24 protein-coding genes and 1 tRNA gene are annotated in these 22,268 nt (G+C 68.5%); 15 read left to right on the forward strand and 10 right to left on the reverse strand.

All coding sequences use genetic code 11. The features are described from left to right. Positions 1–139: 139 nt before the first annotated feature. Both LT974_RS00430 and LT974_RS00435 read left to right on the forward strand, forming a co-directional pair. A complete protein-coding gene (locus LT974_RS00430; protein WP_232588582.1) occupies positions 140–1,528 on the forward strand; it encodes a signal recognition particle protein Srp54 in 1,389 nt (462 codons plus the stop codon). 48 nt (positions 1,529–1,576) lie between these two features. Continuing rightward, positions 1,577–2,506: a hypothetical protein gene (locus tag LT974_RS00435; RefSeq protein ID WP_232588583.1), complete on the forward strand. Its 930-nt coding sequence runs from the start codon at positions 1,577–1,579 to the stop codon at positions 2,504–2,506. Here LT974_RS00435 and LT974_RS00440 read toward each other — a convergent pair. Further along, positions 2,498–3,082 (reverse strand): NUDIX hydrolase, encoded by a 585-nt coding sequence (locus LT974_RS00440; RefSeq protein ID WP_232588584.1) that lies wholly within the window; start codon positions 3,080–3,082, stop codon positions 2,498–2,500. The two genes, LT974_RS00435 and LT974_RS00440, sit on opposite strands and share 9 nt — an antisense overlap. Positions 3,083–3,160: 78 nt before the next feature. Between LT974_RS00440 and LT974_RS00445 the strand changes: the two genes are divergently transcribed. The 3 genes from LT974_RS00445 to LT974_RS00455 are packed head-to-tail and all read left to right on the forward strand — an operon-like array spanning position 3,161 to position 5,296. Further along, positions 3,161–3,739: a magnesium transporter gene (locus LT974_RS00445; RefSeq protein ID WP_232588585.1), complete on the forward strand. Its 579-nt coding sequence runs from the start codon at positions 3,161–3,163 to the stop codon at positions 3,737–3,739. Further along, a complete protein-coding gene (locus LT974_RS00450) occupies positions 3,740–4,297 on the forward strand; it encodes a magnesium transporter (RefSeq protein WP_232588586.1) in 558 nt (185 codons plus the stop codon). Between the two features lie 36 nt (positions 4,298–4,333). Beyond that, a complete protein-coding gene (locus LT974_RS00455; protein WP_408611727.1) occupies positions 4,334–5,296 on the forward strand; it encodes a hypothetical protein in 963 nt (320 codons plus the stop codon). Positions 5,297–5,299: 3 nt separating this feature from the next. On the opposite strand, the gene LT974_RS00460 is transcribed toward LT974_RS00455, so the two are convergent. Then, complete coding sequence (locus tag LT974_RS00460; RefSeq protein ID WP_232588588.1) at positions 5,300–5,731, reverse strand: RNA-binding domain-containing protein; 432 nt, start codon at positions 5,729–5,731, stop codon at positions 5,300–5,302. Next, positions 5,728–6,318, reverse strand: coding sequence for an AAA family ATPase (locus LT974_RS00465; protein ID WP_232588589.1), 591 nt, complete (start codon positions 6,316–6,318; stop codon positions 5,728–5,730). Before LT974_RS00465 ends, LT974_RS00460 begins: the two co-directional genes overlap by 4 nt. A gap of 102 nt (positions 6,319–6,420) precedes the next feature. On the opposite strand from LT974_RS00465, the gene LT974_RS00470 reads away from it, so the two are divergent. Beyond that, positions 6,421–6,495, forward strand: a tRNA-Arg gene (locus tag LT974_RS00470). 447 nt (positions 6,496–6,942) lie between these two features. On the opposite strand, the gene LT974_RS00475 is transcribed toward LT974_RS00470, so the two are convergent. After that, complete coding sequence (locus tag LT974_RS00475; RefSeq protein ID WP_230889816.1) at positions 6,943–7,092, reverse strand: hypothetical protein; 150 nt, start codon at positions 7,090–7,092, stop codon at positions 6,943–6,945. Between the two features lie 262 nt (positions 7,093–7,354). After that, on the reverse strand, positions 7,355–8,464 hold the full coding sequence (locus LT974_RS00480) for an aminopeptidase (RefSeq protein WP_232588590.1): 1,110 nt from the start codon (positions 8,462–8,464) through the stop codon (positions 7,355–7,357). 109 nt (positions 8,465–8,573) lie between these two features. On the opposite strand from LT974_RS00480, the gene LT974_RS00485 reads away from it, so the two are divergent. Next, positions 8,574–9,644: a threonine aldolase family protein gene (locus LT974_RS00485; protein ID WP_232588591.1), complete on the forward strand. Its 1,071-nt coding sequence runs from the start codon at positions 8,574–8,576 to the stop codon at positions 9,642–9,644. Here LT974_RS00485 and LT974_RS00490 read toward each other — a convergent pair. Continuing rightward, on the reverse strand, positions 9,641–9,778 hold the full coding sequence (locus LT974_RS00490; RefSeq protein WP_230889813.1) for a DUF7859 family protein: 138 nt from the start codon (positions 9,776–9,778) through the stop codon (positions 9,641–9,643). The genes LT974_RS00485 and LT974_RS00490 overlap by 4 nt on opposite strands. Before the next feature lie 152 nt (positions 9,779–9,930). Here LT974_RS00490 and LT974_RS00495 point away from each other — a divergent pair, with 152 nt between their 5' ends. After that, a complete protein-coding gene (locus LT974_RS00495; RefSeq protein WP_232588592.1) occupies positions 9,931–10,560 on the forward strand; it encodes an ArsR/SmtB family transcription factor in 630 nt (209 codons plus the stop codon). 95 nt (positions 10,561–10,655) lie between these two features. Here the strand turns inward: LT974_RS00495 and LT974_RS00500 are convergent, their stop codons facing one another. Beyond that, on the reverse strand, positions 10,656–11,168 hold the full coding sequence (locus LT974_RS00500; protein WP_232588593.1) for a metallophosphoesterase: 513 nt from the start codon (positions 11,166–11,168) through the stop codon (positions 10,656–10,658). Positions 11,169–11,205: 37 nt separating this feature from the next. Continuing rightward, entirely contained in the window at positions 11,206–11,592 is a 387-nt protein-coding gene (locus LT974_RS00505; protein ID WP_232588594.1) for a hypothetical protein, read from the reverse strand. 57 nt (positions 11,593–11,649) lie between these two features. Here LT974_RS00505 and LT974_RS00510 point away from each other — a divergent pair, with 57 nt between their 5' ends. After that, on the forward strand, positions 11,650–12,597 hold the full coding sequence (locus LT974_RS00510; RefSeq protein ID WP_232588595.1) for a cation diffusion facilitator family transporter: 948 nt from the start codon (positions 11,650–11,652) through the stop codon (positions 12,595–12,597). A 96-nt stretch (positions 12,598–12,693) separates the two neighbouring features. Then, complete coding sequence (gene dpsA / locus LT974_RS00515; protein WP_232588596.1) at positions 12,694–13,233, forward strand: DNA starvation/stationary phase protection protein DpsA; 540 nt, start codon at positions 12,694–12,696, stop codon at positions 13,231–13,233. Between the two features lie 89 nt (positions 13,234–13,322). Here dpsA and LT974_RS00520 read toward each other — a convergent pair whose 3' ends face one another. Further along, on the reverse strand, positions 13,323–13,475 hold the full coding sequence (locus LT974_RS00520) for a hypothetical protein (RefSeq protein WP_230889807.1): 153 nt from the start codon (positions 13,473–13,475) through the stop codon (positions 13,323–13,325). Positions 13,476–13,648: 173 nt separating this feature from the next. On the opposite strand from LT974_RS00520, the gene LT974_RS00525 reads away from it, so the two are divergent. From LT974_RS00525 to hjc, 5 genes are all read left to right on the forward strand, one after another. Beyond that, positions 13,649–15,883 carry an ATP-dependent DNA helicase gene (locus tag LT974_RS00525; protein ID WP_232590288.1) on the forward strand — a complete coding sequence of 745 codons (2,235 nt, stop codon included), beginning with the start codon at positions 13,649–13,651 and terminating at the stop codon, positions 15,881–15,883. A 184-nt stretch (positions 15,884–16,067) separates the two neighbouring features. Beyond that, a complete protein-coding gene (locus LT974_RS00530; protein ID WP_232588597.1) occupies positions 16,068–17,357 on the forward strand; it encodes an amidohydrolase in 1,290 nt (429 codons plus the stop codon). A gap of 99 nt (positions 17,358–17,456) precedes the next feature. Next, complete coding sequence (locus LT974_RS00535; RefSeq protein WP_232588598.1) at positions 17,457–18,800, forward strand: hypothetical protein; 1,344 nt, start codon at positions 17,457–17,459, stop codon at positions 18,798–18,800. Positions 18,801–19,102: 302 nt separating this feature from the next. Beyond that, positions 19,103–20,386 (forward strand): adenosylhomocysteinase, encoded by a 1,284-nt coding sequence (locus tag LT974_RS00540; protein WP_232588599.1) that lies wholly within the window; start codon positions 19,103–19,105, stop codon positions 20,384–20,386. Between the two features lie 782 nt (positions 20,387–21,168). Beyond that, complete coding sequence (gene hjc, locus LT974_RS00545) at positions 21,169–21,663, forward strand: Holliday junction resolvase Hjc (protein WP_232588600.1); 495 nt, start codon at positions 21,169–21,171, stop codon at positions 21,661–21,663. Here the strand turns inward: hjc and LT974_RS00550 are convergent. After that, on the reverse strand, positions 21,660–22,262 hold the full coding sequence (locus tag LT974_RS00550) for an SWIM zinc finger family protein (protein WP_232588601.1): 603 nt from the start codon (positions 22,260–22,262) through the stop codon (positions 21,660–21,662). The two genes, hjc and LT974_RS00550, sit on opposite strands and share 4 nt — an antisense overlap. Positions 22,263–22,268: the final 6 nt, after the last annotated feature.

A 22,268-nucleotide genomic window follows, 5' to 3' on the forward strand; every position in this document is an offset into this window, starting at 1 on the left:
ACAACGTGCCCTCCCTACGGTCGGGCACGCGGCTCGCGCATCGCTGCGCTCCGCGCTCGCCATAACGTGGCGCGCTCTTGGCGCGCCACGCTTTCCAGAAAAAGGCTCTTACGCGCCCACCACCTATCGCACAGTAATAATGGTACTCGACGACCTCGGGAGTTCCCTGCGGGGGACACTCGACAAGCTCCGTGGGAAGTCCCGCATCTCCGAGGAGGACGTCGACGAAATCGTCAAGGAGATTCAGCGCTCGCTGCTCCAAGCCGACGTCGACGTGAGCCTCGTGATGGAGCTGTCCGACTCCATCGAAGAACGCGCCCTAGAGGAGGAGCCGCCGGGCGGCACGTCCGCCCGCGACCACGTCCTCCGCATCGTCTACGAGGAGCTCGTGGACCTCGTCGGCGACTCCACCGAGATTCCGCTCGAAAACCAGACCATCCTGCTGGCCGGCCTGCAGGGCTCGGGGAAGACCACGACCGCGGCGAAGATGGCGTGGTGGTTCTCGAAGAAGGGGCTTCGGCCCGCGGTCATCCAGACGGACACGTTCCGCCCGGGCGCCTACGACCAGGCCGAGCAGATGGCCGAGCGCGCGGAGGTCGCGTTCTACGGCGACCCCGACGAGGACGACCCCGTGAAAATCGCACGGGACGGCCTCGAAGCCACCGAGGACGCCGACGTCCACATCGTGGACACGGCGGGCCGTCACGCGCTCGAAGACGACCTCATCGGCGAAATCGAGGATATCGAGTCGACGGTCGAACCCGACCGCAGCCTGCTCGTGCTCGACGCCGCAATCGGCCAGGGGGCGAAAGACCAGGCCCGGGAGTTCGACGACTCCATCGGCATCGACGGCGTCGCCATCACGAAACTCGACGGGACGGCGAAAGGTGGCGGTGCGCTGACGGCCGTCGACGAGACGGGGTCGACCATCGCGTTCCTCGGGAGTGGGGAGACCGTCCAGGACATCGAGCGCTTCGAGCCGGACAGTTTCATCTCGCGGCTGCTCGGGATGGGCGACCTCAAGCAGCTCACCGAGCGCGTCGAGCGCGCGATGGAGGAGACGGGGCTCGAAGAGGACGACGACTGGGACCCCGAGGACCTGATGAAAGGGGAGTTCACCCTCAAGGACATGCGCAAGCAGATGGAGGCCATGGACAACATGGGCCCCCTCGACCAGGTGATGGACATGATTCCGGGGATGGGCGGCGGCATGATGGACCAGCTCCCGGACGACGCGATGGACGTCACCCAGGAGCGCATGCGCAACTTCAGCGTCATCATGGACTCGATGACCGAGGACGAACTGGAGAACCCGCGCTCCATCGGTGCCTCGCAGGTGCGGCGCATCGCAAAGGGCTCCGGACAGAGCGAGGAGACCATCCGCGAACTGCTCGACCAGCACAAGATGATGGCCCAGACGATGAAGCAGTTCCAGGGGATGGGCGACGGTGACATGCAGCGGATGATGAAGCAGATGCAGCAGGGCGGCGGCGGTGGCGGAGGCGGCGGCTTCGGCGGCATGTTCTGAGGCCGCCGACCAGTACTGTTTTGCCGTGGGGCGCGTACCTCGGCGTGAATGGTGGCACGACAACAGTCCCCACAGCACGCCCGCGTCCGGCGAGTGACGCGCGTGCCGGTCGACGAGGTGCCCGAGGCGTACCCGTTCGACGTGGACGCCAGCCACGCGCTCGAACTCGTCGTCGAGCGCGAGGGCGAGTCGCCGGAGGACGCCCCTGAGACTGTTCGCGTCTTCGAGGCGTGGCCGAGCGGCGGCCACACCGGCAGCCGGCTGGCGCGCGTGCTGGACGCGGTTGGCGAGCAGTCCGGCGATCCGGGCGCGCTCGACGGGGAACGCGTCGCCCTCGAATCCCGGGACGGCGCACACCGCGTGGACGTCGACGGAACACAGGCACTCCGCGAGCGGACGGTACCCGCGAGCGAGAGCGCGCACTCGCTGGCGGAGGTCGCCATCGTCGGCGGCGCGCTCGCTGGCTTGCTCGGCTTCTTCCTCGCGTGGACGACGTACCGGTGGGCAGCGACGCCGCTCGTGGCGAGCGCGCTCGTCGTGCTCGCGCTCTCGCTGGGCTACGATGCGTGGCGAACCCACGACGCGACGTGGTCGCCGCGCCCGCTCCCGTGGGCCGCCGGCGGCGTCGTCCCCGTCCTGAACGCCGCCGTCGCCGCGGCGTACCTCGCGCGGAAGGCGGTCGCACTCAACACGCCCGACGACGCCGCGGAGGTCTGGCGCGACCTCCTCGCAGGAACCATCGTCGCGTTCGCGGTGGGACTCGCTCTCGCGGCGTTCGACCTCACGTTCCCCGTCGGTGCGACTATCTTCGTGCACGCGTGGGCGCTCGCCCCAGTCGGCGTCTACCTCGACGCGCGCTCGGACCGCCACGGCACCGACCGACCCAAGCGGGCGCTGTGGCTCGCCGGCGCGGTCGTGTTCGGCGGTGCGGGCGCGCTCGTCTACCTCCTGCGGACGGACGGCGTCGACCTACAGTAGCTCCAGAATTCGCTCGCGGTCCCGGAAATCCTCGGGAAGCGTCTCGGCGTCGAACCAGCGGACGTCCTCGATTTCCGGCTCACCCGAGGAGACACGCACGAGCGGCGCGGCCCGACTACCGCCGACGCGCCGGCCCGTGAACACGACCAGCGGAACGTGGACGCGCTCGGGGCCGCCGTAGTCGATGGCGAAGTTCCGCGCGTACAGCACGCCCGTCACTTCGGCATCGATGTTGGTCTCCTCACGAGTCTCGCGGACCGCTGTCTCCGCGAGCGACTCGCCGGGGTCCTGCGCGCCGCCCGGGTTCGTCCAGCCGTCCCGGTAGCCCTGCCCGACGCCGAGCACGCGCCCCTCGTCGACGACGACGAGTCCGCCGACGCCCGGCAGCCGGTCGAGTTGTTCCTCGACGGACGACGGGAACGCGTCCTCGGTGGCGTGCGGCGGCGGGTCGATTGGCTGCGGGTCCAGCATCAGCGCGTCGCCGTCGGCGTCGGCGTGTTCGGCGACCGCCTGCTCGCGGAGGCGGCGGGCGCGCTCGCGGAGTCGCGCGGCGACCGTCCCGGGGTCCTCGCTCACAGCTACAATTCGTGCGCGCGACGCAAAAAGCCACGCCTGCCGGCGGGTTTTTTCCCGGGCGGACGCGTGCACTCGGCCATGACCATTCGCGCGGTCGCCGAGGACGCCTACCGCGAGGCGTTCGGCATCCTCGTGCTGTCCGCCGTCGCGAGCGTCTTCTCCGGGGTCGTGCTCGGCGGGATGGAGCGCGAACTCACCGTCGTCCCCGGCCTGCTCACCATCGTCCCCGCGCTGCTGGCGACCCGCGGGAGCGTCTACGGATCGCTGGGCGCGCGACTCGCAACCGGGCTCCACCAGGGGCTCGTCGAACCCGAACTCTCGGTCCCGGACCGCCGCGTGCGCTCGGCGGTCGCCGCCGCGATGCTCAACGGCGTCGTCATCTCCGCGGTCGCCGCCGCCGTCGGCTACGGCATCCGTCACGCCCTCGACCTGCCCGTCGCGCCGCTGTCCGCGCTGCTCGTCGTCGCGCTCGTCGCCGGCGTACTCTCGGGCGCGGGGCTCACGCTCGTCGTCATCGTCACCGTGTTCGTCGGCTTCCGCCGCGGCCTCAACCCGGACGCGCTCGCCGGCCCCGTCGTCACCACGACCGGCGACGTCATCGGCATCGCGACGATGCTCGCGGGCGCACGGCTCGCCATCGCCGTAGGGGTGGTCTGAGTGACCGAGGAGTGGTCCGTCCGTGGCATCGTCGCGGCGACGTTTCCACTCCTAGCGGTGCTCACCGTCGTCGAACTCTGGGGCGGGCTGGTGCTGGACGGCAGCCGCGCCGTCCTCACGCAGTACCCGTCGCTTTTGACGCTCGTCCCCGGCATCATCGCCGTCGCCGGCAACCTCGGGAGCGTGCTCGCCAGCCGGCTGTCGACGGCGTTCCACCTCGGCACGCTCGCGTTCGACCCGACCGACGACGCGCTCGCGGGCAACGCCGCCGCGACGTTCGCGCTCGCCGGCACGCTGTTCCCCGCGGTCGGTGCGGGCGCGTGGCTCGCCCGGTTCGCCCTCGGGGACGTCTCGCTCGCGCTCGGGACGGTCGTCTTCATCGCGGCCGCGTCCGGCCTCCTGCTCGCGGTCGTCGCCGTCGCCATCGCGACCACCGCGACCTACGCCGCCTTCCAGCTCCAGCTCGACCCCGACGACGTCGTCATCCCGGTCGTCACGACGACCTGCGACGTGCTCGGCGTCGTCGTCTTTCTGCTGGTCGTGGGTGCCGTGGTGTAGTGGGAGACCGACACCGGTAATTCGCCCGCGTACGAACTGCCGAGCGTGCAACTCGCGGCGCTCCTCGCGGACGTCCTCCCGCGTGTAGCGGCTGTCTCGGTCGCCATCGCGGTTGGGCTCACGCTCGCGAACCTCGCGGTCGCGTTCGGCGCGGTGCAGTACGTCGCCCGGTTCGCAAAACCACTCACCGGGCCCGCGAACCTCCCCGACGAGGTCGGGACGGCCATCTTGGCGACCACCGCGTCGCCGACCGCCGGCTACGGGATGCTCAAGGAGTACCGGGACGCCGGCGTGCTCGACGACCGCGCCACGCTGATTGCGGTGACGATAAACACGTTCTTCGGGTTCGTCCAGCACATCTTCACGTTCTACGCGCCCGTGCTGATTCCGATTCTCGGGCTGGAGGTCGGGCTCACGTACGTCGGCGCGCGGGCGGGCGTCAGCCTCGCTATCACGCTCATCGGCGTGTTCGCGGGCGCGCTCTTCCTCACGGAGCGCAACGTCGCGCCCGCCACCGACGCTGACGTGGACCTCCCCGGCGACGGCGACCAGACCCGCGGCGAGGCCGTCCGGGGCGCGCTCGCGAAGACCAGAGGGAAGCTGTTCAGTATTGTGCCGCGGCTCGCAATCGTCTACACCGCCGTCGTCTACCTCACGACGGCCTACGACGTTACGGAGTACACGGCCGCTGCTGCACCGCTGACCGACCTCGTCGGATTGCCGTCGGCGAGCGTGCCCGCCATCGCCACGTTCGCCGTCGACACGACGACTGGTGCAATCTTCATCGCGCCACAAGTCCCCGGAACGTTCACCGCGCGGGAGGCCGTCGCGACGATGCTCGTCGGCGGCGTCGTCTCGTTCGCCGTCTCGACGTTCAAGCGCTCGATTCCGTTCCAGTACGGCATCTGGGGGGCGCGCTTCGGGTCGAAAGTCATCGCCGTCAACGTCGCCACAAAAGTCGTCTTCATCGCGGTCGCAATCGCTGTCCTGCTCGCGTAGGCTCTACTCGTCGGCTTCGACGGGTTTGCCGTCCTCGGTCCGCGGCGCGAGGTACGCGATAAAGGACTCCACGTCGGGCTCGTTCACCGTGACCTCGACGTGGAGGTCGCCGAGTTCGTCCGGGCTCCCGACGGAGAAGTTCACCTTCCCGACGTACGCCGCCTGCTTCTTCAGGTCGAAGCTGAAGCCGCTGTCCGTCTGGTTGCGCAGGAACTCCTTGCGCGCGGTGTCGAGGATGCGCTGTTCGAACAGCTGCTCGCGGAACGTCTCGACGTCGTGGCACTCCGCAGTAACTCTATCACCATGGGTCTCGACGTCCGCTGTTGGGAACAGCCCGGTAATCGTCTCGACGACGCGGTCCGCGACTTCCGTCGGTTTGACTGGCGCGGACAGTTCCACGTCCACGCTGTAGAGGACACCCTGGTCGTCGCTCACGTCTCCTCCACCTCCGCTTCTGCCTCCGTCTCAGTCGGCGGGTCGTCGGCTTCCTCTGTGAGGAGTTCGGTGACGCGCTCGTGGAACTCCTCGAGGCTCCCCGTGTTCTCGACACGGACGTCGGCGGCCTCGATGGCTTCGTCCATCCCGAACCCGCGCTCGCGCTCCTCGCGCGCCGCGAGCGTCTCGCCCTCGACGTCACCGGGGCGGCCACGACCCTCGATGCGCTCGCGGCGCAGGTCGTAGGGCGCGTACACTTCCACGAGCGTGAACGCGCCGTCGAACGCGTCCCGGAACTGCTCGACCTCCACACCCGACCGGATACCGTCCACGAGCACCACGTCGTTGTCCTCGAGGTGGTCGCGGATGATGGGCAGCGAGCGCTCGGCGATAGCGCCCGGGCCGCCCTCCTCGCGGAGTTTCTGTGCGATGCGTCCGTGGTGTTCCGCCGGGTCGAGGCCGCGGTCCCGGCACTCCTGCCGGATGACGTCGCCCATGATGACGACGGGCACGCCGAGCTCCTCGGCGACCGCAGCGGCCTCGCTCTTGCCGCTGCCCGGCATCCCCACGGTACCGATAACTCTCATTACACGGACGTAGCAGCCGACCGTACCTGTGTGCTTCGACTCGGTACCCACCGTCGACGCCAACCCGTCGGTTTTTACTCGCGTCGCCTGTACTTCCCGGCAGGGCACGTAGCTCAGTTCGGACAGAGCATTCGGCTTCTAACCGAAATGCCGGGGGTTCGAATCCCTCCGTGCCCGTGTACCTCTTTACTTCGTCGGGTTTCCTCGCTCACTTCGTTCGCTGCGGGAACCCGCTCTGCTCACGGCGCTACACGCCGTCTGTTCGCGGGCCGTCGGCCCGCTCACATGGTATGGGGAACCTCCGGTTCCGCACTATTCGCACGGCCAGCGGGACCTTCGGTCCCGCTCGGCTCGCAAAAATCTACGCTAAAAACTTCCCGCGACTCGCTGCTCACGGCTCGCGTTGCTCGCCGTTCGCACAGTCCGAGGCGCTTCGCGCCTCGCGTCGCTCGTCGCGGTGAAACGCGCGGCTTCGCCGCCGTATGCTCGTTAACTGAGAATGACGAGGGCGACGACTAGCGGTCGCCATCGCGAGAATCGGAGTGGTCGTGCCCGCGGCTCGGCGGCGACACGCGCGCCGGCCCACCAGCCGGCCGCGCGGCTCGCCGAACGCACCGTCGAGGGTTACATCAGCTGCTTGACTTCCTCGAAGTCGGCGCGGCAGAACGGGCAGCGGTAGCTCGTCTCGAATCCCGTGGTCTGGGCGACAGTTCGCGTTTCGAGTTCGTGCATCGCGATGCCGCGACCACAGTCAGGGCAGTCGAGCTTTGGCACGTGCCACGCATACACACGCCACTGTCTTAAAACGAGGGTTGGTAGATGATAACATGCCAGCGCTGAAGGCGGCTGCTTCGCGCCGATAGCGGGCGTTCCGTCGCGCGAGCGGCGACACGAACGCGGCATACGTCTTGTGGCGTACCTTTTTGCGGCGCTCGCTTCGGTCGCGCCGCAAAAATCTACGCTAAAAAGACCGCACCGCTCTGACGAATCACCAGCTCGCTGTTCGTACTGGCCGAAATACTAGGTCGCGCTCTCGCTATCCTTCGAACCCGTCTTCGAATTTGAACGTCCCGTCGCGCTGGACGATTTCGCCGTCGACCTCGATGTACGAGTCCTCGCTCATGTCCACAATCATGTCGACGTGCTTCGCGGAGTCGTTCTGCTCGACGCCTTCGCCGACCGTCGCGGGGTACGCGCGACCGAGCGCCATGTGGACGGTGTCGCCCATCTTCTCGTCGAAGAGCATGTTGTACGTGAACCGGTCGATGTCGCGGTTCATCCCGATGCCGAGTTCGCCGAGGCGGCGCGCGCCGTCGTCCGTTTCGAGGATGGCCTCCAGAACCTCCTCGTTCTGGTCGGCGCTGAAGTCGACGACTTCGCCGTTCTCGAATTCGAGCCACGCGCCCTGAATCTCGCGGGCCTGGTGGTAGACCGGCTTGTCGAAGAGGACTTCGCCCTCCACGGAGTCGGGGACGGGCGCGGTGAACACCTCGCCCGCGGGGAGGTTGTTCGTCCCGCAGTCGTTGAGCGTCGTCATGTTCGCCACGCTCATCGTGACGTCGGTCGTGTCGCCGGAGACGATGTGGACCTCCTCGGCGGGGTCGAGAATCTCGACCATCTGCTCCTGGTGGGCTTCGACCTCGTCCCAGTCCTTGAGCATCGCGTCGTAGACGAAGTCCTCGTAGGCCTCCGTGGACATCTCCGCGAGCTGGGCGTCCGCGGACGCGGGGTAGTGCGTGAGACACCACTTCGTATCGAGGCGGGCGTTCAGCACGTCGCGGTAGGCGGCGGCGAACGCGGAGCCGACCTCCGTGCTGACGTCGCTCTGCTCGCTGACGTTCTCGTGGGGGCGGCCGACGACGGCGGCGTCGGCGTGCTCGAACAACGACAGGAGGTGTTCGGGCTCGGTGAGGTCGTCGGGGTCGACTTCGCGGAGGTACGCGCGGGCGGCGCGGTCCGTGCCGATACCGCGGTCGCCGCGCGCGAGCATCACGGGGTTGGCGCCGACCTTCCCGATTTCCTCGTAGAGGGCGACGGCGAGGTCCTCGGCGTCCGGCGGCAGACTCACCACGACGTTCTCGTCGGGCTGGAGGTCGATGGCGCGGTCGACGATGATTTCGGCGTGCCGGTGGATGCGGTCGTCCATACGGCACGTGTACGCGCGAACGCGCGGAAGGACTTTTCGAATCGAAGCGCACGCCGGCGCGCGACTCTGGGACGCCTCGTTTTTGCCGTTGCGACTCGAATCACCGGGCGTGATAGACCTCCGCAGCGACACCGTCACGAAACCGAGCGAGGAGATGCGGGCGGCCGCGGCCGACGCCGAGGTCGGCGACGACGTCTACGGCGAGGACCCCACGGTCAACGAACTGGAGCGCCGCGCGGCCGATGCAGTCGGGAGGGACGCCGCGATGTACGTGCCGACGGGGACGATGGGCAACCAGATCGCCGCACGCGTCCACACCGACCGCGGGCAGGAGGCGCTCGTCGAGCGCGAGAGCCACGTCTACAAGTACGAGCTCGGCGGGTTCGCTCAGCACTCCCAGCTCCAGGTGCGGACGTACGACGGCGGCGCGAACGGCGCGCCGAACCCCGAGCAGGTCCGCGCGGGCTTCGTCGAAGAAGACCTCCACCGCGCGGGCACGGGGCTACTCTGCTTGGAGAACACGCACAACGTGAAGGGCGGCGTTCCGGTGCCCGCCGACGACGTCGCGGCGGCGGCACGAGCAGCCCACGACCTCGGTGTCCCGGTTCACGTCGACGGCGCGCGCCTGTTCAACGCCGCGACCGCGCTCGACACCGACGCCGCGGAACTGCTAGCACCCGTGGACTCCGTGATGTTCTGTCTCTCGAAGGGGCTCGGCGCGCCCGTCGGGTCGATGCTCGCCGGCAGCGAGGCGTTCGTCGAGGAAGCGCGCCGCGTCCGCAAACTCATGGGCGGCGGGATGCGGCAAGCCGGCATCGTCGCCGCGCCCGGGCTGCAAGCGCTGGAGAACCGCGACCGCCTCCACCGCGACCACGAGCGCGCGAAGGAACTCGCGGCCGGCCTCGACGCCCTCGACGGGCTCTCGGTCGCGGAACCAGCGACGAACATCGTGCTCGTGGATACGACGGACGCGGGACTCACCGCGGCAACGCTGCTGGAGCGCTGCGAACAGGAGGGCGTCCGCGGGTCCACGTTCGGCGAGTACACGATTCGATTCTGCACGCACCTCGACGTTGGAAAGAGCGAAGCTCTTTCCAGCCAGTCAGAATCAGCCGATTCTGACGACGTTGACGGCGAGGCTATCGAGACCGCCGTCGCCGCCGTCGAATGCGCGCTCTAGCCGTCGCCGCGCTTCCCGCTCTGGAAGCCCTCCTTGAAGCCCGCGAGGGTCCGCCGGAGGAACATGAACAGGAAGAACACGAACAACAGAAACGCGGCGGCGAGGACGTAGAACGCGGTACCGAGCTCCACCATACCTCGAAGTTCGCACCGCGGACATTAGTCGTTTCCCCCGCGGGCGCGGGTCGGAGGGAGTAAGCGGAGCGAACGACCGAGCCCCGCGGACACGCCGGGTGGCGGCGGTCGTGTCAGGAAAAACTGATTGCGCTCCAACTCGAAGCGGGGGTATGTCCGGCCTGCTGCCCTCCCGCTCGGAGGCCGACGACCCCGAGGGCGAGCCCCGCGTGGTCGGCGTCGACTCCGACGACGCTGACCGCCTCCTGTCCGCGCTCTCCTCGGGGACCGCCCGGGACCTGTACGGTGCCCTCCACGACACGCCGGCGACCCCCTCCGAACTCGCCGAGGAGTGCGAGACGTCCCTCCAGAACGCCCAGTACCACCTCGGGAAGCTCGAGGACGCCGACCTCGTCGAGGAGTGCGACACGCGCTACTCCGCGAAGGGCCGCGAGATGAGCGTCTACGCGCCCGCCGACGCCCCCGTAGTGTTGTTCGCGGGCGACGAGGAGGAGAGCAAGTCCGTGCGCTCGGCGCTCACGAATCTCCTGGGGGCTGTCGGCGTGTTGGGCGTCGCGAGCCTGCTCGTCCAGCGGTTCGTCGGCTCGGGCCTGCAGGCCCCGGGCGCGGCCGCTGGGAGCGGTGCCGTGGAGACCACCAGCGAGTTCTCGGGGCTCGTCGCGGAGAGCGACCAGCCCGCAGCGGCCGCCGACGCCGCCGCGTCGCTGCCGGCTGGCGCGCTGTTCTTCCTCGGCGGCCTGCTCGTGTTCGCGCTCGTCGGCGTCGCGTGGTACGCGCGATAGCCGGATGGTAAAATCGCGTTTTGAGTCTACGTCGGCTATTTGCTACCGCCGCGTGTACGACGTGGTACAGGCTCCCCGGCCTGCCCCCGTTGACGCTACCGGCCCTCCACACGGAACTCCCGGAGGACGCTCCCGCCGCGGTCCCGAATCTCGCTGCGCACGCCCCCGTCTTCGGGGTACAACTCGGCGTGCGCCGCGGGGTTGCCGCGCGGGTCGGCGTGACTCCCGGGATTCAACAACGTCACGTCTTCTGTCTCGGTCACCGTCGGCTGGTGGGTGTGTCCCGAGACCACGAGGTCTGCGCCGCGCTCGCGCCCGAAGAACGCCAAGCCAGTGGTGCCGCCGCGCTGGCGGTGCGTGACCGCGATGCGGATGCCGCCCGCTTCGAGCGTTCGCGCTCCGGGCAGGCGGTCGCGGACCGCGGGCTCGTCGGCGTTGCCGTGGACCGCGAACAGCTCGTCGCTGACGTCGTAGAAGGCGTCGACGGCAGCCTCGGTGGTGAAGTCGCCGGCGTGCACCACGAGGTCCGCCTCCCGGACCGTGTCCAGCGCGCGGCCCTGCAAGTCGTGCCCGTCCGTGCTGTGTGTGTCGGACAGAACGGCTATCATGCTCGGGCGTAGCAGCTGCGCGGCCGTGACTGTTTGGTTACGAGAGCGGGCCGGCAGCGGCGTAGAGCGCGAGCGCGACGACAGTCGCCGCGGCGAGCGCCTTCAGCGAGAGGACGATGGCGCGCTTGCGGTCGGCGCGCTGGCCGGCTTCCGGCGCGGCCTCTCGATTCCCGCCAGTCACGGTGACGTCGTAGACGCCCGCCATCGCGTACCCGACACAAAACTTCGCCCGCGCCTGGAGGACGCCGAGGAAGCCGACGAACAGCGGTGCGACGGCGGCGAGCAGCCACGCGGGGTCGGCGTGGAGCGTCGCGACGGCGACGACGAGCAGTGCGGCGACTGCGAACCCGGTGACGCCGGACAGGTAGCGTTTGCGTCGCTCCGCGTGGCCGATGTTGCACGAACCCGGTTGGTACTCTGGCACACCCGCGTCTTGGGGCCGGGCCAATACCTATGTGTTGGCGGGCTGAATCACGACGAAATGGCCGGAAGCAGGTCCGTCGTGCTCGCGGCGCTGTTCGCGAACGGCGCGATTGCGGTGTTGAAGTTCCTCGCCTTCCTCGTGACGCAGAGCCCGGCGATGCTCTCGGAGGTGTACCACTCCGTCTCCGACACCGGCAACCAGGTGTTCCTGCTCATCGGGCTGCGGTACGGCGAGCGCGAGCGCACGCGCTCGCACCCGTTCGGGTACGGGAAGGCGCAGTTCTTCTACTCGTTTCTCGTCAGCGTGATGCTGTTCGGCATCGCTGGGTGGGAGTCCGCAACCCACGGCTACGAGGCACTGACCGGGCACGGGCGCGTGCTCGGCCGGCAGGCCGAGCTGCTGGGCTACGAGTTCCCGGGCGTGTGGGCGAACTACGCGGTGTTGCTCGGCGCAATCGGCTTCGAGTCGTACGCGTTCGTGAAGGCCTACCGGGAGATGCAGCGACAGATCGAGCGCCACGGCTGGAGCGGGTTCCGGGAGGCGTTCCGCCGCACCAGCGACACGACGACGCTGACCGCGCTCACGGAGGACACGGTGGCGCTGCTCGGCCTGGGGCTGGCGCTGGTGGGCGTGTTCCTCACCGAGCAGACCGGCAACCACGTCTACGACGCGGGGGCGGCGCTGCTCATCGGACTGCTGTTGATGGCGTTCGCGGCGGCGCTGGCGTGGGAGAACAAGCGCCTGTTACTCGGGGAGAGCCTCCCGAAGGCCGACGAAGACGAACTCCGGCGCATCGTCGAGGAGCGCCCCGAAGTGGACTCCATCGTGGGTTTCCGGACGGTGTACTTCGGGCCGAACGACGTGCTCGTGACGGCGGACGTGGCGTTCGACCCCGCGCTGGACACCGAGGGGATAGACGACGCGATAACGAGCCTCGAAGACGCGCTCCGGGCGGCGAACCCGGCGGTGTCGAAGGTGTACGTCGAGCCCGAGACCGAGCGATAGTCGCACGGGATTCGGGAACTCTGTTTCCACGTCTGCAAAATATATTTCTCCAGTTGGTAAACCTTTAAGTGAGATGCGGACGAACAGCGGAACGTAATGAGCACCCAGAAGCACGTGCTGAAGCACGCTGGCGACGTCGAGGGCTCGGAAGGCCTTCGCATCGACGAGGAGAAAGCCGAACAGGTAATCGACGCGCTCAACGCCGACCTCGCGGCGACGTACGTCCTCTACCACCAGCTCCGGAAGCACCACTGGAACGTCGAGGGCGCGGAATTCCGCGACCTCCACCTCTTCCTCGGCGACGCCGCCGCGCACGCCGAGGCGTTCGCGGACGAGCTCGCCGAGCGCGTGCAGGCGCTGGGCGGCGTCCCGCACGCCAGCCCCTCGACGCTCCAAGCAGAGTCGCCGGTCGAACCCGAGGACGAGGACGTCTACGACATCCGCACGTCCCTCCAGAACGACCTCGAAATGTACGGCGACATCATCGAGACGCTGCGCGAGCACGTCGACCTCGCGCAGAACCTCGGCGACCACACGAGCGCGGAAATCGTCCGCGAGAACCTCGTGCAGGTCGAGGACGACGCCCACCACGTCGAGCACTACCTCGAAGGCGACACGCTCGTCGTCAGCGAGTAACCTCGCACGGTTCGAACTCCAGTTTTCTGCGCGCTACCGGTGACCAGCGACGCGTAGCGCATCAGTAGGCGGAACGCGGAGGAGAGCGGCTACCGTTCGACGGGGATAGTTTCGTCGGTGGAAATCCAGCCGTCGGGGTTGTCCGACTCGGTGAACACCGTTCGGGTGGGCGAGGACTGGAACGCCGCGACGCCCTCGCCGGCGGCCGGCGCGTCGTCCTCGCGGTCCTGCGTGACTGCCATCACTACCCCGTACGGACCCACCCACGAATATACGTTTTGGTGTGCCTAAACCTGTCCGGGGCGGCCGCCCCACGCCCGCTACCCCCGCGACCACTTCCGCTGGGAGCCGGACGTTTATACGCCGTCGCGCCGAATCAGCCCCTAACGTGGCCGCGAGCAACTCCCCCGACTACATGGAGTTCTTCCCGAAGGCGTCGCCGTACGACAACCAGCGGGAGGCGATGGACGGCATCCGCGACGCCCTCGACAGCGGCCGTGACGTGCTGTTCGAGGGGGCCTGCGGGACTGGGAAGACTCTCGCTGCGCTCGCGCCGGCGCTCTCGCACGCCCGCGAGACGAACAAGACGGTGGTCATCACGACGAACGTCCACCAGCAGATGCGCCAGTTCGTGCGTGAAGCCCGCGAGATTCACGACGCCGCGCCGCTGCGCGCGGTCGTCTTCAAGGGGAAGGGGTCGATGTGCCACATCGACGTCGACTACGAGGAGTGCCAGGTGCTCCGCGACAACACCCACGAAGTCGTGGACGCCGAACGCGACAAGCGGCAGTTGGAGGAACGCCAGCAGGCCCTCCTCGAGGAGAGTCAGGACGGCGACAGCGAAGCCGCCGAAGCCCGCGAAGCCGTGCTGGACGAACTCGACTCCGTGGAGGACGACCTCGACGACCTCCGGGAGGGCAACGTCTGCGAGCGCTACTACGACAACCTCGTCGGGGACAACGACAAGTTCTACGAGTGGCTCTACGACGGCGTCCGCACCCCCGAGGACATCTACGACTACGCCGACGAGCGAGGGCTCTGCGGGTACGAACTCCTGAAGGACGGCATCGAGGGCGTGGACCTCGCGGTCTGCAACTACCACCACCTCCTGGACCCGGGGATTCGCGCGCAGTTCTTCCGCTGGTTGGGCCGCGACCCCGAGGACGTGGTGGTGGTGTTCGACGAGGCGCACAACGTCGAGGACGCCGCCCGCGACCACGCCACGCGGACGCTCACGGAGAACACCCTCGACAGCGCGCGCTCCGAATTGGAGGAAGTCGAGGAGAACCGGTCGGCGGCCGCCGAACGCGTGCTGTCGGCGTTCCGCGACGCGCTCGTCGAGACCTACGGGGACGCGTTCGGTCCCGGTGGCGACGGTCCGGCACTCGCCCGCTCGGGAGTGGACGGGAACTGGACGGACGTTCCCGTGGCGAACGAGGACAAGCGCGACGCCCTCACGCTCGAATTCCTCCGGCAGTACACCGGCCCCGGCATCCGGGAGGATATCGACGACGCGCTCGCGCTCGGCGAGTACCTCGACGAGGAGTACGACGAAGCCTACCGGAACGGCGAGACGACCACCCGCCGCGAGTGCTTCGTGCTGGAGGCCGCGGAGTTCGTGGAGTCGTACGTCGAGGACAGCGGCGAACTCGGCCAGTACCCGACCGCCGCAGTGCGCCGCGACGAGGGAACGAACGACGTCTACGGCCGCGCGGAACTGTACACGTGCATCCCGCGGGACGTGACGACGGACCTCTTCGACGCCGTCCACGCGAGCGTCCTGATGAGCGCGACGCTGCGGCCGTTCGACGTCACCGCGGACGTGCTCGGGCTCGACGACCCGGAGACGATGGCGTTCGGCCTCCAATTCCCCGAGGAGCGCCGCCGAACGTTCGCGGTGGACACGGAGCCGCTGTTCTCCTCGAACCGCGACGACCCCGCCACCCAGCGGGAGGTCGCGGGCGCACTCCGGGATGCCGTGAACTTCACGCCCGGGAACTGTCTGTTCTTCTTCCCGAGCTACAGCGAAGCCGAACGCTACCACGACCTGCTCGGCGAGGCGCCACGCGCCTCGGAATCGTCGAGCGGGCGTCGCTCGCAAGACGGCGGCGTGGACGCCGCGCGCTACCTCGACGAACCCGGCACCAGCGCCGAAGACCTCCGGCAGACGTTCACTGACGACCGCAACGGCGTCCTGTTCACGTCGCTGTGGGGGACGCTCGCGGAGGGCGTGAGCTTCGACGGCGACGACGCCCGCACCGTCGCGGTCGTCGGCGTCCCCTACCCGCACCTTGACGCGCGCGCCGAGGCCGTCCAGGACGCCTACGGCCGCGTGTTCGGCGACCGCGACGACCGCCGCAACGAGGACGCCGGCTGGCGCTACGCCGTCGAGATTCCCACCGTCCGCAAGACCCGGCAGGCGATGGGGCGCGTCATTCGCTCTCCCGACGACTTCGGCGTGCGCATGCTCGTCGACCGCCGCTACACCAAGGAGAGCCGGACCGCGATGCGCAAGTACAGCGTCAACCCGACGTTCCCCGCCGAAGAACGCCGCGAATTGGTCGACATCGACCCCGAGAAACTCCGCGTGTCCATGCTGAACTTCTACACGGACCTCGACGCCTACGATGGAACGCCGCCTCGTCCGTGAATTTCGTATCGGGAACTAGTGTCTTCGTCAACTCTGACGACACCTCGAAAGCCCCGAGGCTTCCGAGGAAGTGTCGTCGTTAGAGAGAGCGCATGTATCGACGGAGAGAGCGCACGCGACGAGTCCAGCGAATCACGAACGCGAAACCCACAGACACACAAGCCAGTCGGGCGAACCCCAGCGTATGACCACGCTACGAATCGCGGGCGGGCGGGTGCTCCACCCGGACCTGTCCGTGTCGGAGGGGGACGTGCTGGTGGACCAGCACAGCGGCGAGATTCTGGACGTCGGGAAGACGGAGCCGGGCGACGAGCGATTGGACGCCGAGAACAGCCTCGTGATGCCGGGGTTGGTGAACGCGCACTGTCACGCGGCGATGACGCTGCTGCGGGGGTACGCCGACGACAAGCCGCTGGACGCGTGGCTGCAGGAGGACATTTGGCCGGCGGAGGGCGAACTCACCGAGGGCGACGTCCGAGCAGGGGCCGAGCTCGCGCTCGTGGAGATGATTCGGACGGGGACGACGGCGTTCGCGGACATGTACTTCCACGTCCCCGAAATCGCGGAGGCCGTCGAGGAGGCGGGCGTGCGGGCGCGGCTCGGGCACGGCGTCGTCACCGTCGGGAAGGACGAGGGCGACGCGTACCGGGACAACGACGAGAGCATCGAGGTCGCGCGCGAGTACGACGGCGTCGCCGGCGGGCGCGTGAAGACGGCGTACATGCCCCACAGCCTGACGACCGTCGGCGAGGAGTACCTCCGGGAGTTCGTCGGGAAGGCCCGCGAGTACGACGTGCCCGTGCACTTCCACGCGAACGAGACGCGCGACGAGGTCGATCCAATCGTCTCCGAGCGCGGCGAGCGCCCCATCGAGTACGCCGACGACCTCGAGATGGTCACCGACGAGGACTTCCTCGCGCACGGCGTGCACACGGACGCGACCGAGCACGAGCTGCTCGCGGCGCGCGGCGCGAGCGTCGTCCACTGCCCGGCGTCGAACATGAAACTCGCGTCCGGGATGGCGCCCGTCCAGGACATGCGCGACGCGGGCGTGAACGTCGCGCTCGGGACGGACGGCGCGGCGTCGAACAACGACCTCGACCTCTTCGACGAGCTCCGGGACGCGGCGATGCTCGGGAAGCTCGCGGCGGACGACGCCGCCGCGGTGCCCGCCGAGGCCGCCGTCGAGATGGCGACCGCGGGCGGCGCGAACGCGCTCGGGTTCGACAGCGGGCGCATCGAGGAAGGCGCGAACGCCGACCTCGCGGTCGTCGACTTCTCCGCGCCCCACCTCACACCGGTCCACGGCTACGTCTCCCACCTCGCGTACGCCGCGACCGGTGGCGACGTCCGGCACACGGTCTGCGACGGCGAGGTGCTGATGCGGAACCGCGAACTCCAGACGCTCGACGAAGCCGCGATTCGGGAGCATGCGGCGTCGCGGGCGGCCGCCGTCGCCGAGCGCGCCGAGTAGCGGACCCGTCGAATCGAGGAGCGTTCGGCCCGAGAATATTGTTTCTAGTTGACGTGTGCCACTACGCTTATTCGGCTCGTCGCCGAACGCGGGGAGTGCATGCGGCACCAGAGGCACACACTACTGGTCGCCGCGCTCGTCGTTGCGGTCATCGCTGCGGTTCCGGGTGGAGCGGTGGCTGCCGACGGCTTGAGCGTGAGCGGCGACCAAGCGGACGACGGCACCGTCACGGTGACGGTCGCCGAGAACAACACCACGGTGGCGAACGCGTCCGTCACCGTCGAAGCACTGAACAACTCCTCGTACGTCGGCGAGGGCAACTACACGACCGACGAGAACGGCACGGTGACGCTGTCGGCGCCCGAGCAGAACGTCTCCGTCTCGGTGACGGCGACCGCCGACAACACCACGGCGGAGACGACGCTGGACCTCGTCGCACCGACCGACGACAGTAGCAACATCTCCGTGAACGTCACGCAGGCCGACGACGGCAACGCGACGGTCAGCGTGACGAACGCCAGTGGCGCTGGCGTCGCCAACGCGTCCGTGTCCGTGAGCGAAGCGGGCAACGTGACGTACGACGGCACGGGCAACTACACGACTGGCGAGAACGGCACCGTCAGTCTGCCCGCGCCCGAACAGAACGCCACCGTCGACGTCGTCGCGGAAGCCGACAACGCCACGGCAGAGACGACGGTCGACCTCGTCGCGCCGACCGACGACGCGGCCGAGCTGTCCGTCGGCGTCTCGCAGAGCGAGGACGGCTCCGCGACCGTCTCCGTGACGAACGCCAGCGGCGACGGCGTCGCCAACGCGTCGGTCACCGTCGAAGCGCTGGACAACGTTTCGTACGCCGGCGAAGGCGACTACACGACCGACGAGAGCGGTACCGTCGGCCTGCCGGCGCCCGAGCAGAACGTCACCGTCGACGTGGTCGCGGAAGCGAACAACGTGACAGCGGAGACGACGGCGACGCTCACCGTGAGCGACGACGGCAACGCCACGGAGTCGTTCGGCGAGCGCGTCTCCGCGTTCGTCGCGGCCCTTCAGGCCGAGGGCAACATGAGCGGACAGGAAGTCGCGGCGTTCGTGGTCGACAACAATCCGGGCGCGGACAACCGTCCGGACCACGTCGACCCCGGACCGAAAGACGACGATAGCGAGGAAGACGAGAGCGAAGAGTCCGAGGAAGACGAGAGCGAAGAGTCCGAGGAAGACGAGAGCGACGAGGCCAACGGCAACGGTCACGGTGCCGACGGCAACAACGGCAACGGGAACGACGCCGGCGCGGACGCCACGAACGGTGGTAACGGAAACAACGGGAGCGACAATCCCGGAAACGGCCCGAGTGCGGACGACGATAGCGGCGGTCCCGGAAACGGCAACGGGAACGCCGGCGGCAACGACAACCCCGGCAACGGCAATCCCGGAAACGGAAACTGAGCGCCGGAACGGCTTCGAATCCGAATAAGTCAGTTCCCGGCCAACGAACTTTTTCAGTACCCGTCCGAGGTATCCAACGCAGGCCAGACGGCCTGCGGCACCCACTGTCGACGGCGTCAGCACCCCCTCGCTGGGCGGCCACGAGGTGTGAGTCGAGCACGTGGCGTCCCGGCCGCCCGCGAGGATTCCCGTTCGGGCGACGGACGGCAGCAACCCCGCCACCATCGGACACGCGCCCGCCGTCCCGCCCGTTTTCTCCGCGGCTTCGGTAGGGTTTTGAATCCAGTCGCCGTCCACACCGTATGACAACTGCGTCGTCGATTAGCGAGCAACTCGACGAGATCGGGTCCGCTCGCGACGCCGGCCGGAAGAAGATCGACTGGGCGTTCGAACACATGCCGATTCTCTCCTCGCTGCGCGCGGACTTCCAGGAGAACGAACCGCTCGCGGGCGAGACCGTCGGGATGGCGCTGCACGTCGAAGCGAAGACCGCGGCGCTCGTCGAGACGATGGCGGACGCCGGCGCGGAAGTCGCGATCACGGGCTGCAACCCGCTGTCGACCCACGACGACGTCTCCGCGGCGCTCGACGCCCACCCCTCGATTACGAGCTACGCCAAGCACGGCGTCGGCGACACCGAGTACTACGAGGCCATCGACGCCGTCCTCGACCACGAGCCAACCGTCACGGTCGACGACGGCGGCGACCTCGTCTTCCGCGTGCACGAGCACCACCCCGAGCTCATCGACACCATCGTCGGCGGCACCGAGGAGACCACCACGGGCGTCCACCGCCTCCGCGCGATGGACGACGACGACGCGCTCGAGTACCCCGTCATCGCCGTCAACGACACGCCGATGAAACGCCTCTTCGACAACGTCCACGGCACCGGCGAGTCCTCGCTGGCCTCCATTGCCATGACCACGAACCTCTCGTGGGCCGGCAAGGACGTCGTCGTCGCGGGCTACGGGCAGTGCGGCCGCGGCGTCGCGAAGAAGGCCAGCGGCCAGAACGCGAACGTCATCGTCACCGAAATCGACCCGCGGCGCGCGCTCGAAGCCCACATGGAGGGCTACGACGTCATGTCGATGAGCGAGGCCGCCGAAGTCGGGGACGTCTTCATCACCACCACCGGGAATCGCGACGTCATCGTCGAGGACCACTTCGAGCAGATGCAGGACGGCGTCGTGCTTGCCAACGCCGGCCACTTCGACATCGAAATCGACCTCGAAGCCCTCCGCGACCTCGCCGCCAGCGAGCAGGAAGTCCGGGACGGCGTCCGCGAGTACGAACTCCCCTCCGGCAAGCGCATCAACGTGCTCGCCGAAGGCCGCCTCGTCAACCTCGCGACCCCCGTCAGCCTCGGCCACCCCGTCGAAGTCATGGACCAGTCCTTCGGCGTGCAGGCCGTCTCCATCCGCGAACTCGTCCAGAACGCCGACGACTACGACGCCGGCGTCCACGAAGTCCCCGACCACCTCGACCGCAAACTCGCGGAAATCAAACTCAACGCCGAAGGCGTCGACCTCGACACTCTCAGCGAAGAACAGGAAGAGTACATGACCTCCTGGCAGCACGGGACGTAGCGCACGCACTTTTTCCTGCGCTCGCGGCCTCCGGCCGCTCGTCTGCTCACGGGCGCGGAGCGCCCGTTCGCACGGCCAGCGAGACCTTCGGTCTCGCTCGGCTTGCAAAAACTTGCGGAAAAAGCACTCCTCGCTCCAGCGCGCCTTCGGCGCTTAGTCGCTCGTCGGCCTCCACTCGTTCGCTGCGCTCACTCGTGGAGTGAACCGCGAGCGCCTGCGGCGCTCGCGGATGCTGGCACGTCGGTCGGTCATCGTTCCATCAGCGTCGAGACGCGGGCGTTCTCCTTGAATTCGACGCCGCCCTCGGGGACGGTCAGCGGCATTAGGCCGAGTTCTGTGGTGACGATGGAAGGGTGGTAGGCACCGTTCTCGCGGAGTTCGCGGCGAGTCTGGACGCGCAGCGGCGCGCCCTCGCGCAGCGACTCGTTGAACTCGATTAGGTACGTGCCGGCCTTCAGCGTCCACCACTCGTACTCGTCGTCGGCGTCGCGGAGCGCGGACGCGAGCGGGCGGAGGTCCGCGTCGGCGAACTCGTCGCCGCCCGAAGTCGAGGTGGCCGCGCTCGGCGACCTCGTAGACGTCAGCGACGGTCAAGTCGACGCCGTACTCGTGGACCTGGGTCTCCTCGTGGATGATGCTGTCGACGCGGTCGACGATGTCCTCCCCGAGCATACGAGGGGTGTGAAGCGCGGCCGTGAAACGATTGATGCAGGTGCGTGGCGCAAGCCTCCTATCCCCCGACTGCGTAGCGGCGTGTATGACAGCGGGTACGGGGCACGGCCATGTCTAACTCGAACGCGAAGGGCAACAGGCGCGAGCGCGAGCTCGTGAACGCGTTCGACGAGCGCGGGTTCGCCGTGATGCGAGCGCCCGCCAGCGGTGCCGCGACGGAGCGCGAACTCCCGGACGTGCTCGCGGGCGACGGCAGCGTCTTCTACGCCGTCGAAGCCAAGTCCAGCGCGGGCGACCCCATCTACCTCACGGGCGAGGAGGTCGAGGCGCTGGTCTACTTCAGTCGGAACTTCGGCGCGAAACCCAAAATCGGCGTGCGCTTCGACCGCGAGGACTGGTACTTCTTCCACCCCGCGGACGTCTACCAGACCGACGGCGGGAACTACCGCGTGAAGAAGGAGACCGCCATCGAGGACGGAGAGACGTTCGACGACCTCCAGGGTAGCGACGAGGACGACGCGGAGGGCAACGATATCGAGGACGTGCTGCACGCCGTCGAGCAGGGCGTGCTCACGCCCGAGGAAGCGGCGTCGATGCTCGACTAGTCGCGGCGTTCGAGGCGGCCGCGCGGGAACGAGTACCGGCGGAGATCCTGCGGCGAGATGTCCTCGGGGGAGACGCCGCGCTCCAGCGGGTAGAGCACGTCGACGACGCGGTCGTCGGCGTCGTAGTCGCGGTTCGAGTGGTGGTCGGCGACCGACCAGCCGCGCTCCGGGATGCGGACGTCGCTCGCGCGGTCGTCCGTGGATTCGACGACGACCACGAGCTTGCCGGTCTCGCGGTCGACGACGCTCTCGCCGGGGTCGAGCGTACAGTCCTCGCAGTAGACGGGGTCGGTGGCCTCACGGTCGACGAACAGGTCGTCGCCGCAGGCTGCACACGTCGCGTCGCGCTCGCCGGGTGCGGGGACTTCACCGAGCGTGACGTCGATGGCGACGCGGCGCAGATGCTTGCAGCGGACGCCCCGGAACTGGTGGTCAGGACACGCACACTCCCCGGCGTCGAGGTCGACGTCGTAGACGTTGTCAGACGGCGACCGAACCTCGTAGGTGCCGTCGCCGAGCGCAGTCACGCGCAGGTCCTCGCGGCGGGCGCGGCGGCTCCGGTCGTCGGGCGGCTGTCGGGACTTCGTGGAGGGAGCCATACCACA

It is taken from the genome of Halobacterium noricense (assembly GCF_021233435.1).
GTDB classification, from domain to species: domain Archaea; phylum Halobacteriota; class Halobacteria; order Halobacteriales; family Halobacteriaceae; genus Halobacterium; species Halobacterium noricense.